At 69.1% G+C, this 15,167-nt stretch carries 16 protein-coding genes; 13 read left to right on the top strand and 3 right to left on the bottom strand.

What is annotated here, in order from left to right:
• Positions 1 to 135: 135 nt before the first annotated feature.
• From ACIRC0_RS30540 to ACIRC0_RS30515, 6 genes are all read left to right on the top strand, one after another.
• A complete protein-coding gene (locus ACIRC0_RS30540) occupies positions 136 to 1,350 on the top strand; it encodes an Ig-like domain-containing protein (RefSeq protein ID WP_403622317.1) in 1,215 nt (404 codons plus the stop codon).
• A gap of 350 nt (positions 1,351 to 1,700) precedes the next feature.
• On the top strand, positions 1,701 to 2,930 hold the full coding sequence (locus ACIRC0_RS30535) for an Ig-like domain-containing protein (RefSeq protein WP_403622314.1): 1,230 nt from the start codon (positions 1,701 to 1,703) through the stop codon (positions 2,928 to 2,930).
• An 87-nt stretch (positions 2,931 to 3,017) separates the two neighbouring features.
• Positions 3,018 to 3,785, top strand: a complete 768-nt coding sequence (locus tag ACIRC0_RS30530; protein ID WP_366028879.1) for an enoyl-CoA hydratase-related protein — start codon at positions 3,018 to 3,020, stop codon at positions 3,783 to 3,785.
• 313 nt (positions 3,786 to 4,098) lie between these two features.
• Positions 4,099 to 4,602: an ATP-binding protein gene (locus ACIRC0_RS30525; protein WP_403622311.1), complete on the top strand. Its 504-nt coding sequence runs from the start codon at positions 4,099 to 4,101 to the stop codon at positions 4,600 to 4,602.
• 62 nt (positions 4,603 to 4,664) lie between these two features.
• Positions 4,665 to 5,531, top strand: a complete 867-nt coding sequence (locus ACIRC0_RS30520) for a polysaccharide deacetylase family protein (protein WP_403622309.1) — start codon at positions 4,665 to 4,667, stop codon at positions 5,529 to 5,531.
• Positions 5,531 to 6,700 (top strand): YncE family protein, encoded by a 1,170-nt coding sequence (locus tag ACIRC0_RS30515; protein WP_403622306.1) that lies wholly within the window; start codon positions 5,531 to 5,533, stop codon positions 6,698 to 6,700. Before ACIRC0_RS30520 ends, ACIRC0_RS30515 begins: the two co-directional genes overlap by 1 nt.
• Before the next feature lie 7 nt (positions 6,701 to 6,707).
• Here the strand turns inward: ACIRC0_RS30515 and ACIRC0_RS30510 are convergent, their stop codons facing one another.
• Entirely contained in the window at positions 6,708 to 7,343 is a 636-nt protein-coding gene (locus ACIRC0_RS30510; protein WP_403622378.1) for a GNAT family N-acetyltransferase, read from the bottom strand.
• 54 nt (positions 7,344 to 7,397) lie between these two features.
• Here ACIRC0_RS30510 and ACIRC0_RS30505 point away from each other — a divergent pair, with 54 nt between their 5' ends.
• The 3 genes from ACIRC0_RS30505 to ACIRC0_RS30495 all read left to right on the top strand — a co-directional run bounded on the left by ACIRC0_RS30505 (position 7,398) and on the right by ACIRC0_RS30495 (position 9,417).
• Positions 7,398 to 8,309 carry a MerR family transcriptional regulator gene (locus ACIRC0_RS30505; protein ID WP_403622303.1) on the top strand — a complete coding sequence of 304 codons (912 nt, stop codon included), beginning with the start codon at positions 7,398 to 7,400 and terminating at the stop codon, positions 8,307 to 8,309.
• A gap of 60 nt (positions 8,310 to 8,369) precedes the next feature.
• Positions 8,370 to 8,582, top strand: coding sequence for an EF-hand domain-containing protein (locus ACIRC0_RS30500; RefSeq protein WP_200422491.1), 213 nt, complete (start codon positions 8,370 to 8,372; stop codon positions 8,580 to 8,582).
• A gap of 91 nt (positions 8,583 to 8,673) precedes the next feature.
• Positions 8,674 to 9,417, top strand: a complete 744-nt coding sequence (locus ACIRC0_RS30495; protein WP_403622299.1) for an NADPH-dependent F420 reductase — start codon at positions 8,674 to 8,676, stop codon at positions 9,415 to 9,417.
• A gap of 31 nt (positions 9,418 to 9,448) precedes the next feature.
• Here ACIRC0_RS30495 and ACIRC0_RS30490 read toward each other — a convergent pair whose 3' ends face one another.
• Positions 9,449 to 10,006, bottom strand: a complete 558-nt coding sequence (locus ACIRC0_RS30490) for a glycoside hydrolase family 25 protein (protein ID WP_403622296.1) — start codon at positions 10,004 to 10,006, stop codon at positions 9,449 to 9,451.
• Between the two features lie 97 nt (positions 10,007 to 10,103).
• On the bottom strand, positions 10,104 to 11,135 hold the full coding sequence (locus ACIRC0_RS30485; RefSeq protein WP_403622293.1) for a phosphatidylinositol-specific phospholipase C domain-containing protein: 1,032 nt from the start codon (positions 11,133 to 11,135) through the stop codon (positions 10,104 to 10,106).
• Positions 11,136 to 11,723: 588 nt separating this feature from the next.
• Between ACIRC0_RS30485 and ACIRC0_RS30480 the strand changes: the two genes are divergently transcribed.
• The 4 genes from ACIRC0_RS30480 (at position 11,724) to ACIRC0_RS30465 (ending at position 15,128) form a co-directional block, all read left to right on the top strand.
• The gene (locus ACIRC0_RS30480) at positions 11,724 to 12,008 is read left to right on the top strand and encodes a hypothetical protein (protein ID WP_263232186.1); all 285 of its coding nucleotides are present in this window, start codon (positions 11,724 to 11,726) and stop codon (positions 12,006 to 12,008) included.
• A 4-nt stretch (positions 12,009 to 12,012) separates the two neighbouring features.
• Positions 12,013 to 12,369: a hypothetical protein gene (locus ACIRC0_RS30475; RefSeq protein ID WP_403622290.1), complete on the top strand. Its 357-nt coding sequence runs from the start codon at positions 12,013 to 12,015 to the stop codon at positions 12,367 to 12,369.
• Positions 12,370 to 12,611: 242 nt separating this feature from the next.
• Complete coding sequence (locus ACIRC0_RS30470) at positions 12,612 to 12,902, top strand: lactococcin 972 family bacteriocin (protein WP_403622287.1); 291 nt, start codon at positions 12,612 to 12,614, stop codon at positions 12,900 to 12,902.
• A 129-nt stretch (positions 12,903 to 13,031) separates the two neighbouring features.
• Positions 13,032 to 15,128, top strand: coding sequence for a hypothetical protein (locus tag ACIRC0_RS30465; protein ID WP_403622284.1), 2,097 nt, complete (start codon positions 13,032 to 13,034; stop codon positions 15,126 to 15,128).
• Positions 15,129 to 15,167 lie beyond the last annotated feature (39 nt).

Genomic DNA, 15,167 nt, shown 5'->3' with positions numbered 1-15,167 from the left:
GCTCGCGGAACGACGGGAAAACGGGTGCACGGCGTCCCGGCCGCGTACCCTCTCCCGTCGTCCTCCCCCCTGTTCTGCCCAGTGCGCGGCTCGCACTCACGTTTCCCGGGAGCGGCTGGGTCGTTGAGAAAAGTCGTGACGCACGTACACACGCGCGCGCGGCGCGCAGGCGCCGCACTGGCCGCGGCACTGACCTGGGCGGCCCTCCTGGCCGGCTGCACCGGCCATGGACTCGACGGCGTCTTCGGAAAGAATCCGGGGCCCGCGGACCTCATCCGGATCTCCCCCGACGACGGCAGCAGGTCCGTGCCCGCCGACCGGCGGCTGCGGGTGCGGGTGGCGAGCGGCCGCCTGGAGTCGGTGACCGTCGTCAGGTCCCAGGACGCCCGCCAGTCCCCGGTCCCCGGCCGCCTCTCGGCGGACGGCACCGTCTGGGAGCCGGACGACCCCCGCCTCGCCCTCGCCGCCCGGTACACGGTCGACGCGGTGGCCCTCGACGGCCACGGCCGCCGCTCGGCCCGCCACGCGACGTTCACCACCTACGTCCCGGAGCAGCGGTTCATCGGGTACGTCGTCCCGGAGGACCGATCCACCGTCGGCACCGGAATGATCGTGTCCGTTCAGTTCAACCGGCAGATCGAGAACCGGGCCGCCGTCGAGCGCGCGATCCGTGTGACCGCCAGCCCCGCCGTCGAGATCCGCCCGCACTGGTTCGGCAGGGACCGCCTCGACTTCCGCCCCGAGGACTACTGGAAGCCGGGCACCCGCGTCACCGTCACCCTGCGGCTGCGCGACGTGGAGGGAGCGCCCGGGGTCTACGGACAGCAGTACCGGACCGTCGCCTTCACCATCGGCCGCAGCCAGGTCTCCGTCGTGGACGCGGCCCGGCACACCATGCGGGTCCGCCGCGACGGCCGGCTGCTCGCCACCGTGCCGATCACCGCGGGCGCCCCGAAGACCACCACGTACAACGGGAAGATGGTGGTGATGGAGATGCTCCCGGTCACCCGCATGAACAGCCGCACGGTCGGCTTCGGCGGCGAGTACGACATCCCTGACGTCCCGCACGCCATGCGCCTGACCGAGTCCGGCACCTTCGTCCACGGCAACTACTGGGCCCCGGACGCCCCCGGGCACAGCAACGTCAGCCACGGCTGCGTGGGCTTGAAGGACGTCAGGGGCGGCGGCTCCGACACCCCGGCGGGCTGGTTCTTCGACCGCAGCCTCGTCGGCGACGTCATCGAGGTCGTGCACAGCGACGACAAGCAGGTCGCTCCCGACAACGGGCTCGGCGGGTGGAACATGAGCTGGAGCGACTGGACGGCGGGCGGGGCCGTCGACCAGCCCTGAACGGGCGGGTGTCAGCGGGAGTATTCGGCGTTTCGGGCATCGAAACGGACTTTCGCCCACGCCTTCGGCCACCGCGATGCAACCTCCGGCCGGTGACAAGCATCAAGTGCTATGGAACGAAGATGTTGCCCGCGATCACCCGAAAAGGTGACAGCCCGGCTCAGCAGCACGTCAGGGGGCGCATCCGGCAGTCGACGGTGCGCCTTCGCGCGGTCCCGAGTTGGGACTGAACAGTGACAGCGGCGGGGAGTCATGGGGCCGTGGCGTGTGATTGATTTGCGCAATGCGCGTGCGGGACGCGCTGGAGTGGGGGGCCTGAGTCGATCGGGCCGTGCGAGGGGAGAGGGAACGTGAACGGGCGACCCATATCGGGCGCGTCGGCCGGTGGGCGGGGACGTGGTGGGAAGAGATTCTCGGCGCTGATACTCGGCGCCCTCCTGCTGACCGCCACCGCGTGCGGCGGGGGAGGGGGAGGCGGTGACGCCAAGGACAAGGACGGCGGCAAGGCGGTGGCCAAGCAGTCGCAGGCCGTCGTCACGATAGCCCCGAAGGACGGCGCCAAGGGCGTGGACACCGGCGGTGCCCTCAAGGTGACCGCGGCCAAGGGCAGTCTCACCCAGGTCAGGGTCGAGGACCCCAAGGGCCACGAGATCGCCGGGACCATCACCGGCGGGGGTGCCTCGTGGACCCCGTCGACCCATCTCGCCGCGGCCACCACGTACAAGGTCCACGCGGTCGCCAAGGACGCCTCGGGCCGGACCTCCGCCGCGGACTCCTCGTTCACCACGCTCACTCCGAAGAAGACCTTCGTCGGCGTCTACACGCCCGACAACGGCTCCACCGTCGGCGTCGGCATGCCGTTCTCGGTCCGGTTCAGCCGGGGCATCACCCACCCGGCTGACGTCGAGAAGGCCATCACCATCAAGACCGAGCCCGCCGTCGAGGTCCGCGGCCACTGGTTCGGCAACGACCGCCTCGACTTCCGGCCCAAGGACTACTGGAAGCCCGGTACCAAGGTCACCGTGAACCTGAACCTCGACGGCGTCGAGGGCCGCCCCGGCGTCTACGGCGAGCAGGTCAGGACGGTGAGCTTCACCATCGGCCGCAGCCAGGTCTCCACCGTGGACGCCAAGGCGCACACGATGGTCGTCAAGCAGGACGGCAAGGTCGTCAAGACCCTCGCGGTCACCACGGGCAAGCCCGGCTACGAGACCTGGAACGGCCAGATGGTCATCAGCGAGCGCCAGGTGGTGACCCGGATGAACGGCGAAACGGTCGGCTACGGCGGCGAGTACGACATCAAGGACGTGCCGCACGCCCAGCGCCTGACCGACTCCGGCACCTTCATCCACGGCAACTACTGGGGCGGCGACGCCTTCGGCAACTACAACGCCAGCCACGGCTGCGTCGGCCTGCGCGATGTGAAGGGCGGCTACGACAGCTCGGTGGCGGCCGCCTGGTTCTACAACCACTCGATGCTCGGTGACGTCGTCATCGTGAAGAACTCCCACGACGCCACGGTCGCGCCCGACAACGGGCTCAACGGCTGGAACATGCCCTGGGACCAGTGGATCGAGTAACGGCCGATCCGCAGTGACCGGGCCCGGTGTGCCGCTGTGAGCGAGCACACCGGGCCCGCTGTCGTTAGTCCCCGTTAACCTCCTCCCATGACTGTGCATCTCGAAGTCGCCGAGGGCGTGGGCACCCTCCGCCTGGACCGCCCGCCGATGAACGCGCTGGACGTCGCCACCCAGGACCGGCTCAAGGAGCTCGCCGAGGAGGTCACGCGCCGCGAGGACGTGCGCGCCGTGGTCCTCTACGGCGGGGAGAAGGTCTTCGCCGCGGGCGCGGACATCAAGGAGATGCAGGGCATGGACCACACCGCGATGGTCCTGCGCTCGCGCGCCCTGCAGGACTCCTTCACCGCCGTCGCCCGCATCCCCAAGCCCGTCGTCGCCGCCGTCACCGGCTACGCCCTGGGCGGCGGCTGCGAGCTGGCGCTGTGCGCGGACTACCGCATCGCCGGCGAGAACGCCAAGCTGGGGCAGCCGGAGATCCTGCTCGGCCTCATCCCGGGCGCGGGCGGCACGCAGCGGCTGGCCCGGCTGATCGGCCCGTCCAAGGCCAAGGACCTGATCTTCACGGGGCGCCAGGTGAAGGCGGACGAGGCGCTGACGCTGGGGCTGGTCGACCGGGTCGTCCCGGCCGAGCAGGTGTACGCCGAGGCGCACGCCTGGGCCGCGAAGCTCGCCCAGGGGCCGGCGATCGCGCTGCGCGCCGCCAAGGAGTCGATCGACACGGGGCTCGAGACGGACATCGAGACCGGTCTCGCGGTCGAACGCAACTGGTTCGCGGGCCTGTTCGCGACGGAGGACCGGGAGCGCGGGATGCGCAGCTTCGTGGAGGAGGGGCCGGGCAAGGCGAAGTTCCTCTGAGGACCCGCCTGGAGGGCGTAACCTGAGAATTGTTCAGCAAGTTCCGCTGATCCACTCGCAGTTGACGCCGCGTCCCCTTTCGTGTCCCCCGATGGGGCGGATTATGGAAGCCTTAAGGCAACCTTAAGGCTGTCGCGCCGACCTCACCCGGTGATTGCCCCCAACTGGCCCGTTTCTGCAGGCCAGTTGGGGTGTCACCGGCCCCGGATTGCGGTTGGCATATGCCAGCCGAATGGTGAGGAATGTGTGCTTCCGGGGGGCGTATTCCGTCGTAACGACCCCGGGCCACCCTCCGGACGGCCATGATGGGTCCATGGCGGGGCTGGAGGGTATGGAGCCGCCGCGGCGGCACGGGGGTGCCACCGCGGCACGCTGGTCGCCTGCGGTCGAGGACGAACAGGCGCTCAAGGTAGTGGAGTTGTACGGCAACCCCGCCGAGGCCGATGTGCCGCTGCCGTCCCGGCCCGAATCCGCCGCCATCGCGCGCAGGCTCGCCCAGGTCGTGATCCTGCGGCAGTGGGGGCTCGGCCCGCGCATGACCGAGGACGCCGTCCTGCTCGTCTCCGAACTCGTCGGGAACGCCGTGCGCCACACCGGCGCACGTGTCTTCGGGTTACGGATGCGGCGGCGCCGCGGCTGGATCCGCATCGAGGTCCGCGACCCCTCCCGCGGACTGCCGTGCCTGATGCCCGTACAGGAACTGGACCTCAGCGGCCGTGGCCTGTTCCTCGTCGACAAACTCGCCGACCGCTGGGGTGTCGACCTGCTGCCGCGCGGCAAGACCACCTGGTTCGAGATGCGGGTCGCCGACCGGTGACCGCGACCCGCCCCTTCCATGAAAAGGTCAAATCGCCGATTTCGGCATCAAACCGTCCTTAAATGGGGAGAGTGACCACCCCCGTCCCTCCCCCCTCGTCCGACCGCGAGACCGACCGTGAGACGGACACCGCGCGCACGGTGCCCGGCCGCCGCGCGGCTCTGCGCGCGGGCGCGGGGCTCGCCGCCGCCGGTGCCCTCGCCGCCGCCTGTTCGCCCGGCGACACCGTCGTCCACCGGGCCCTCCCCTCCCGCGCCACCGGAAGCCCGCGCTCCGCCACCGGATCCCGCGTCCCGGTCGCCGCACCGGTTCCGCGCTCCTTCCCGGGCCGGCCCGCCCAGATCGCGAGCGGTCCACGCAACCGCCCCCGGGTCGCGCTCACCTTCCACGGCCAGGGCGACCCCTCCTACGCCAAGGCGATCCTCGATGCGGCCGAGAAGGCGGGGGCCAAGGTCACCGTCCTCGCGGTCGGCACCTGGCTCGACGAGCACCCCGAGGTCGCCGGCCGCATCATCGAGGGCGGTCACGACCTCGGCAACCACACCCTGCGCCACCTCGACATCAACGCCATGTCCGAGCAGCAGGCGTTCGCCGAGATCAAGGGATGCGCCGAGCGGCTGCGGCATCTCACCGGAGGCATCGGCGCCTGGTTCCGCCCGTCCCGGGCGCAGCGCGCCACGCCGCTCGTCGAACGCCTGGCCCGCCGCGCCGGCTATCCGCACATCCTGTCGTACGACGTCGACTCGCTCGACTACACCTCACCGGGCGCCGTCGCCGTCACCCGCAAGGTCACCGACGACATCCGCAACGGATCGGTGGTGAGCCTGCACTTCGGGTACCCGGACACGGTCGCCGCCGTCCCCGACATCCTGCACGCCCTCAAAGACCGCGGCCTGACCGCGGTGACCACCACGGAGCTGCTGAGCTGATGCATCCCTCGACCGCCACTCGTGTACTGATCGCCGGCGCCGCCCTCGCCGTGCTGGCCGGCTGCAGCAGCGGATCCCCCCACAAGAAGGAGGAGGACACCGCCTCCAAGGCCCCCGTCCGGCGCGCCCAGGCCCCCCAGGGACTGCCGGGCATGCCGCCCGTCCTGAACCCCAAGGACGTCTACGCCGCCGACCGCCCAGGGCAGCTCTCCCCGGTGGTCAAGGGCTTCCGGTCCCGGGTCTACGTACCCAACACCAACTCCGACACCGTCTCCGTCATCGACCCGAAGACCTACAAGGTCATCGAGACGATCCGGGTCGGCCGCCAGCCCCAGCACGTGGTGCCCTCCTGGGACCTGAAGACACTGTGGGTCAACAACGACCTCGGCAACTCCCTCACGCCCATCGACCCGAGGACCGGCGAGGCGGGCAAGCCGGTCGCCGTGCACGACCCCTACAACCTGTACTTCACACCGGACGGCAAGTACGCGGTGGTGATGGCCTCCAAGGACCGCCAGTTGGTCTTCCGCGACGCGCACACCATGAAGGTGAAGAAGGCCGTCCCGGTGAGCTGTTACGGCGTCAACCACGCCGACTTCTCGCTGGACGGACGCTACTTCATCGTCTCCTGCGAGTTCAGCGGGGAACTGCTCAAGGTCGACACCGAGAAGATGAAGGTGATCGGCCAGCAGAGGCTGCCCCACCGCGGTGCCATGCCCCAGGACGTCAAGATCTCCCCGGACGGAAAGAAGTTCTACATCGCCGACATGGTCGCCGACGGCATGTGGATCCTGGACGGCGACACCTTCGCCAAGCCGTCCTTCCTGCCCACCGGCAAGGGTACGCACGGGCTCTACGTCAGCCGCGACTCCCGGGAGATGTACATCTCCAACCGGGGCGAGGGCACCATCTCGGTCTTCGACTTCGAGGAGAACCGGCTGACCAAGAAGTGGCGCCTGCCGGGCGGCGGCAGCCCCGACATGGGCGGTGTCTCGGCGGACGGCAAGGTGCTGTGGCTGTCCGGCCGCTACAACTCCGAGGTGTACGCCATCGACACGGAGACCGGCCGGGAGCTGGCCCGGATCAGGGTGGGCAGCGGCCCGCACGGCCTCGCCGTCTACCCCCAGCCGGGCCGCTACTCGCTCGGCCACACGGGCGTCTTCCGCTGACGCCGCTCTAAGGCGCGAGGAGCAGCGCCTCCGCGCCGACCGGCAGGTACCCCGCCGCCTGGAACGCCCGCACGCTGCGGGCGTTCCCCGGCGCGATCTGCGCCCACACCGGCTCGGCGGCCAGCTGCCGGGCCGCACCCACCAGCCGCCGCCCCAGCCCCCGCTGCCGTACCCCCTCCTCCACCTCGACCGAGACCTCCAGCCGCCCGGCGACCCCGCGCCCCAGCACGAGCACGCCGCCGTCCGCCGCCCAGGCGCGCACGTCGTCGCGCCGCCGGCGGGCGTAGACGACCCGGGGATGGTCGGGCTCCTTGATCTCCTCCAGTGCGAGCGACGGCTCGCCCGGCAGGGGAGCTGCGACGAGGAGCGCGTCGATGGTCTCGGCTCCGCGTCCCGTCCGCTCCATGAGGGCGGCCAGGAACCGGGCGTTCATGGTGGCGGCCAGGGGATCGCAGTCGGCACGCCGCAACGTCTCCCGCACCCATCGCGGATCCTCGTCCGTGAACACGACGGAGTGCGCGGTGAAGGCGACGACCCCCGCGTCCCGGGGGGAGGGCTGCGGCACGACGGTCGTCCGGCCGTCCGGCGGCGGGAAGACGCCCCGTGCCGCCGCGTCCAGGATGTCCCGCAGACCCTCCGCCACCGCCACCGTACGCTCCTTGAGTCTCCACCCACTGGAAGGCCCAGACTCGCAGACGTGATCGACGACGGCACCGACCTTTTCACCATCGGCGACCTGGCCCGCGCCACCGGACTGACCGTGCGCACCATCCGCTACTGGTCGGACGAGGGCGTCCTGCCCCCGGTGGCCCGCTCCACGGGCGGCTACCGGCTGTACGACGCCGCGTCCGTGGCGCGCCTGGAGCTGATCCGCTCCCTGCGCGAGCTGGGCCTCGGCCTGGCAGACGTGCGCGGGGTGCTGGCGGGCGAGCGGACGGCCGCGGAGGTGGCGGCCGCGCACGTGGCGGCCCTGGACGCGCAGATCCGGGCTCTGAAGGTGACCAGGGCGGTGCTGTCGACGGTGGCGCGACGGGGTTCGAGTGCGGAGGAGATGACGCTGATGAACAAACTGGCGCGGCTGTCGGCGGCCGAGCGGCAGAGGATCGTGCAGGAGTTCGTGGACGAGATGCTCCACGGGCTGGACACCTTGGACCCGGAGATCCGGGAGCGGATGCGCCGTACGGCGGCCGACCTGCCCGACGACCCGACGCCCGAGCAGGTCGACGCCTGGGTGGAGCTGGCCGAGATGATGCAGGACCCGCGGTTCCGGGCGCAGATGCGCAGGGCGGCCGAGTTCAACGCCGCCGACCGGGGGCCCGACGTCCCCGCCGGGGCGTCCCTGTGGTTCGCCAAACGACTCGTCGAACTGGCGGGCGGGGCGCGGGAGCGGGGCATCGCGCCCGAGGCGCCCGAGGCCGACGCCGTGCTGCGGGACCTGCTCGGCGACACCGACCGGGCCGCTGTGCTGGAACGCATGGAGGCGGCCTTCGACGAGCGGGTCGCGCGCTACCGCGAACTGCTGTCCATCGTGAACGACCAGCCCCAGCCACCACACCAGGAGGAGTTCGCCTGGGTGGTCGCCGCACTGCGGGCTCGCGCGGGCCGTTAGTCTGACCTGCGTCAGTACGACGACACGACAGAACGCACGCGACACAAAAGGGGCGGACCGGTGGCGGACATCGAGGAAGCACGCAAGCACTTCGCGCGGATCGACGCGGACGGTGACGGTTTCATCACCGCCGCCGAGTTCAAGACCGCCCTGGCTCAGGAGGGCGACTGGAACGTCACCGAGGCGGTGGCCGAGGCCATCATCAAGTCCCGCGACCTCGACGGCGACAAGGTCCTGTCCTTCGACGAGTTCTGGGCGCACCTGAGCAAGTGACGCGATACGGGGGCGGCGGCCGTGCGGGCCGGCGCCCCTTCGTCGTCCCGGGTCTCACCGACGGACGTCACCCGTTCGCCCGCGGACCGGAATGGCGCGCCCTGTCCGGTGGTTGAGGACAGCCCCACAGGCTGTGCACGAACACCGATCCCCGGAAAGGGCGAGGCGAGTCATGAAGATCGGCATCATCGGCGCGGGCAACATCGGCGGAAACCTCACCCGGCGGCTCACCGCCCTCGGCCACGACGTCTCCGTCGCCAACTCCCGCGGCCCGCACACGCTCACCGAACTCGCCGAGGAGACGGGCGCGACCCCCGTCACGGTCGGCGACGCGGCCCGCGGCGCCGAGGTCGTCGTGATCACGATCCCGGTGAAGGCCGTACCGGACCTGCCGTCCGGGCTGCTGGACGGCGCGGCCGAGGGGGTAGCCGTGATCGACACCGGCAACTACTACCCGCAGCAGCGGGACGGGAGGATCGCGGCGATCGAGGACGAGGGCCTCACCGAGAGCCGCTGGACCGAACGGCAGATCGGCCATCCCGTGATCAAGGCCTTCAACGGCACCTACGCCCAAGACCTCCTGGAGCGCCCCCGCCCGGCCGGCGCCCCCGACCGCATGGCCCTTCCGGTGGCGGGTGATGAGGAGTCGGCGAAGGCGAAGGTCAGGGACCTGATCGAGGAGCTCGGCTTCGACACGGTGGACGCGGGCGGCATCGACGACTCCTGGCGCCAGCAGCCCGGCACCCCGGTGTACGGCCTGCGCGCCGGCGTCGACGAGGTCGCCAAGGCGCTGGAGCAGGCGTCGCCCGAGCGCCCTGCGGAGTTCCGCGCGTAGGCGTCGCCTCAGAGAAGCGGGCCGGCGTCGGTCAGGCGTCCCCGGCCCACTCCTTGAGCGCCGCCTTGCTGGAGAAGTTCGCCACGTTCCGGTCCACCGGGTCCGACGTGTACTGGTGGAAGCGCCACTGGGCCCTGATCCGGGGCTTGCCCGCGGTGACGTAGTCGGCGATCCACAGGCCGTCCCCGGCGTAGGAGGTGGTGTCGACGGTCAGCCAGAAGTTGCGGCTCGTGTAGAGGAGCACCCGGTTGTGCGGGCGGAGTTGCTTCACCTTGCGGATGAAGGCGTCCTTCTCCGCGTTGCTCGCGTGCGTCCCGTCGCCGGTGGTCTCCCAGTCCACGGCGAGCAGATCACCCGCCCTCTCCGGGGCCTTGCCGGCGAAGTACTCGGCCTGGGCGGTGATGTCACCCGGCCACAGGAAGTGGTAGAAGCCGACCACGCAGCCGGCGTCCCGGGCGGTCTTCGTCTGGGCGGAGAGTTTCGGGTTCACATACGAACGCCCCTCCGTCGCCTTGATGAAGACGAAGGAGAGGCCGTCCGTGTCGTACGCGGAGGACTGGTACGCGCTGACGTCGATGCCTCGCAGCATGGGGGCTCCCTGAAGAGGTGGTGGGGGAACAGACATCGACAGGGATCGATGCCTGTTGTCACCTTTGTACGGGTGGTATGCCCCCTGCGTTCGGACGTCAGCCCCGGTCGGCGGCCGAACTGAGGACCGACGCCGACTTCGCCGCCCAGTCGGAGGTGATCACACTGGCGTGGTCCCGGGCGAGCAGCGACAGGCGTGCCGCGACCTCGGCGTCCGTGGGGTCGGTGGACGAGATCGCGGGGGAGACGCCGGCCGCGCCGGTCATGATCAGGATGTAGTGGTTGTCGTCGTACCAGGCCGTGTCGTAGCCGTTGTTGACGTACGTCGCCGCGTCCCCGTCGAAGAACACGAACCACGGGCGGATGGAGGCGTCGTAGCGGCTGGTGCGCGGGTCGCCGGAGGCCGCGCCGAGGACCGCGGGGAAGGCCTGAGCCTTGGAGATGTTCCCGGCGGCGTACAGGTCGCGCAGGTGGTCGCCGTACTCCCGGTCGGTCCAGTAGTGGTCGAACGGGTTGTTCATCTCCACCGTGCCGGGGATGAGTTCGAAGACGACCTTGCCCTTGAGGGAGTCCCGGGACGGCCAGGCGTTCGCCTTCGCGGCGGCGTCGAGCGTGGAGTAGGAGGAGCCGAGCAGGTCGGACGGCTTGTAGACGATGCTGCCGAGCTTCTGCTGCACCAGCGCGTCGAATTCGTCGGGTCCGAGGCCGCCGTTGTTGTTGAAGCCGTTCTTCATCTCCACCTTGAAGACGATCGGCCGGTGGTCGGGGTGCAACTGGTGCCAGGCCGCGATGTTGTCGAGGCAACTGCCGAGGTCCTGGTTGCGGTTCTTGCTGTACAGCTCGCTCGGGGTCTTCGCGGCCTCGCAGTTGTTGTCGTCGCCGAACGGATTGCTGTGACTGACCCGCCAGCGCTTGCTGATGCTGTCGGTGTAGACGTCCAGTTCCAGAAGTGAGGCCCCCGAGTCGAGGGCCTGAGCGAAGTAGGTGTACTTGTCCTTCTCGTACGCGTTGTGCGTCCCGATCGTGGTCGCGTCCGCGAACGTGGGCGACGCCGCGTGGGCGTTCCCCGGCACCACCATCAGCATCGCGGCGGCACCCAGCAGCGCCGCCGACCGTCTCACCACACGCATGGGCCAACTCCCCTTCGTCGTCACCGAGTTGGCGGCAGCGTAGGAGAGGGTGGTTACCGTGCGGTAGCCCCTGGACGAAGGGTTGGGGGGCAACCGGCCGCTTGGTTCAGGAGAACGCAGTTCGCTCTGGCGGCAGGATCAAGCCGCATTGGCCGGAATTCCACCATCCCGTCAAGTGTGGTCCAGGTCACGCCCGTTCAGGTTGTGTGTAAAGCGGCGGCAATGTAGCTTCAAGATCGCCGCCTGACCAGTGGCAAAAATCGGGGTACAGCTTCATGATCGCCGCCCGACCAGTGGCGAGAATGCAAGATCGTGCTCAGCCGTGTGCGAGCACGTCGTCTGGCCTGTTGTGGGCCAAACCGGGGGAATTCTTCATGTCTTTCCATGATGACCGGCAGTGGCACAAGCCTTGCCGACGAGGGCGAGTGGGCAGTTCAGGCATCCGCGTCAGCGGCGGCTCTGCGGGCCTCCATCGTCGATAAGCCGACAGGAAATCAGCACGTCTCGGCAACCGGGCCGCATCATGCGCGGCCCGATGACGGTCAGTTGTGCCCCCTTACGGAATATCGATCCCTAGGAGAAACGCTTATGCGTAAGTTGTTCGCCGCCGGCCCTCTTGTCGCCACCGCCGTCGCGGCGCTGCTCTCCTTCGGCGCCGCCGCTCCCGCGGAGGCCGCGAGCGGATGGGCGGCGCATGTGCAATGCACCAAGATGCGCATCTCCGACAACACGGCCCATGGATTCGTCCAGGGGCACGGCGAAGCCAAGACGCAGCCGGACGCCTGGAAGGCGGCCATCAAGAACGCCAACGACCAGATGCCCACCGGCTACCGCGCAAAGCACTGCACGAAGAAGACGATCACGAGGATCTGATGCCATGAGGGCGCGCACTCTGAGGTTCGGTCTGTACGCGGACGAGCAGTGGCTCACATGGGTCAGGGAACTCGTCGAGGAAGCCGTGGCTTCCCGGAGCGCACGAATCGTCGGAGTGACCGTCGCACGCACCCTCCCCGGGAGCGACCTGACGACCTCGGACGTGTACGGCATCCTGGCGGAGCAGTGGGCCTGGGAGCATCCTGACCAGGACAGCGGCGCGCGAGAACCGGTCGAGCTGTGCGTCCGGTTGGTCTGCTCCCTGCGGACATGGCGAGCGATCCGCAAAGCGGTGATCAAGGCTTTGTGCCCGGAGGGCATGGAGCCCCACGCCTGCCGTGTTCCCTGGATCGCCGCCTGATCCGGTTCACGCATTCCGATGCCGCCGGCTCGATGCGGCCATGGATTTGCGCCATAAATTTCCGTTATGGGTTTCCGGTCTTTTACGCCTCGCCGGGCTATTTGCTGCGCACGGCGACCTGCTGTAAAAACCAGGAATTCCCGGCGATCGAATTCGGCAAGCAAAAGAATTGATCCAGCCGAGTCGCGGTCGTAAGATCGACGCGCCAGTCACGGCAAAATCAAACCGAAAAGGAATTGTTTATGAGAATCAAAGGCGGGCTCAAGGCGGTTGCTGCGGCCGGCGTCATAGTCATGGCCGCTGCCGCTCCCGCGCTGGCCAAGTCGGTCGACGTCAGCGGGGGTAGGTGGAGCTACGACGTGGGCGCGAACTACGCGTACTCGAACTTCTACCACAAGGTCAATTACCACTCGTCTTCCGTGCACGGTGCGATCTGGGCCTACAGCGGCTGCACCAAGAACGGGAAGTGGTCCAAGGCCTCGGTGGAGAAGTCGGACATCCGCAACGACGCGTTCTACGACGCCTCCTGCTGACACCCCTCCACACGCGGCCCCACGGGGTTGCCAGGCCTGACTGCGGGACGACTGCTGTCCCTCCCGCAGTCAGGCTTTTCACAGTACGTTCCCACGACGCGCTCCCGAGTGCCCGAACCTAGGTAACCGATGCTGCACCGAGGTATCAAGTTCGTCCACGCCGCCGTGCTGGTCATCTCCGCGATGACGGCCTTTCTGTTCGTGCGAGGGCTGGACGAGGAGTTGGTCCTTGGTAATTCGGCTCAGATCTGGGTGTTCGACTCCGACGATTCGGTGAGCGGCGCACAGGTGACCCGCGCCATCGCCTCGTTCTCGGTCGAGCACAGGGTCTCGGTGGCTCGTGAGCTGCCCGACACGAGGAATCCCGACGGTCGCCGACACCTGTATCTGACCTCGGGTGCACCGAAATCCGATGCCGCGTCGTGGCTGGACGAGGGCTACCCGGAGTTCAGCAGGCAGTACACGACGGACGTACACCCGATCGCCGATCTCGGACAGCGGGACCCTCGAGGTTACTACTACGTCTTCGGATCGTCCGAGGCCGCGAATGCCTTGGTCGCCGAGTTCGCGGATCTCGGCCTGCGTGCAAGCGTGCAGCACCCGTTCTCGTACCGCGAACTCGTCCTTCGATTCTCGGGCGGCGACCTGTTCCGGTCCTTCTTGGTGGTCGCTCTCGCCGCCGTGACGATGACCGGCGCAAGCGTGCTGCTGAGCGCGAAGGCGTACGCGGTACTGCGTCTGCAGGGCAAGTCCTTCCTGGACATCCTCGCCCGTGACCTCAGGCAGTTGGCGTTGTTCTGGTCGGTCGCAGCCGGTGCTGTGGCCGCCGTCGTGCTGGCTCTCCTCGGCTTCTACAACGGTCTCGCCTGGCTGGGGCTGTTCGCTGGGGTGACCGCGGCCCTCGCCGGCGTGCTCATGGTGCTGGTACTGGCCGCGCATGCCGCCGTGCTCGCGCTGACCTTCAGGGTCGAGGTACTGCGTGCACTCAAGGGCGAGCTGCCTGCCCGCGCGGCGTTCGTCTGCACCTACCTGGTGCGTATCCCCGCGCTGCTCCTCGCCCTCGGTATCGCCATGGACATCGCGCTGGCGGGCCAGGACGTGCTTGCGCGTCAGGCCGACCAGGACACCTACGCCAAGGTGGGCGACGCCGTGACCATCCGCCTCAACGGCAGCCTGGTGGGCCAGGAGGAGCAGGTGATCACGCAGGTGGGCCGGTGGCTGCGCCGGGCCGACGCGGCGGGCGAGATCATTGTCGCCGGGCGCCGCGATCTGCAGGACGCCTCCTCCGACGCGCACCTCCCGCAGGGCGAGATGCTCGTCGTCAACGAAACCTTCCTCGCCGAGCAGTCGGTCCTCGACCCGATGGGACGGCGCTACCCTCCGGTGGCTCAGGACGGGAAGGCGGCAGAGGCCCGTGCGGTGCGCGTCATCGTCCCCGAATCCCTCGGCCGCCACGCGTCGGACATCGGCGCGGCGGTCCCCGAGGTACTGGGCCGACTGGATCCGGATGTCCGTCGCCATTTGAGGGTGGAAACACTCCGAGCGCGAAGTGGCCAGAGCGTCTTCGGCTACAACTCCGGCGGACACCCGAACGAGGACCGGTCGCTGGTGCGTGACCCGGTCCTCGTCGTGGTGCCGAACGGCTCGAAGATCCTTACCGACGACACCTACACCGCGTTCGCCACCCAGGAGGGGATCGTCTTCCCCGACCCTGAGGATGCCCTGAACGCCATGGCGGCCGACAAGACCGGACTGGGAACGTATGTGACCTCCGTGCGCCCGGTCGGGCAGAGCGCCGCACTGGGGCTGAGGGACGCCGTCAACGGCCTCCGGCTGCGGCTCTTCAGCCTCCTCGCAGGTGTGGCCGTGCTCCTCGCCACCGGCATCGGCGTCTGCTTCATCCACGCGCGCAAGCACGCGCAGGCAGTCTTCGCGCAGCACATCAGCGGTTGGACATTCGCCGCAACCCACCGTTTCATCCTCGCCGTGGAAGGTGTCCTCGCGGCCTTCATCGCCTGGTGGGTGCCCATTCAGGTCTGGCAACAGCACCAGGAAGTCAGGGAGTTCACCTCCCGGGGCATTCCCGCGCCCTTCCCGCCCGTCCAGATCACCGCATCGGACCTCGGTGTCATCGCCGGGCTGGTCGTCACCGAAGTCTGTGCCGTGCTTCTCGCTCTCGCGGTGTTCCACCGGCGCATCGTGACGGACGGGGCTGCCGAGAGGTGAGCCGGCGCAGACGCATTCCCCCCACTCAGCAGGAGCACC

Origin of the sequence: Streptomyces sp. NPDC093984 (assembly GCF_044764595.1) — a bacterium.
Lineage (GTDB): Bacteria > Actinomycetota > Actinomycetes > Streptomycetales > Streptomycetaceae > Streptomyces > Streptomyces cynarae.
The sequence above is the reverse complement of the archived record's forward strand: the minus strand, read 5'-3'. Positions and strand labels throughout refer to the sequence as shown.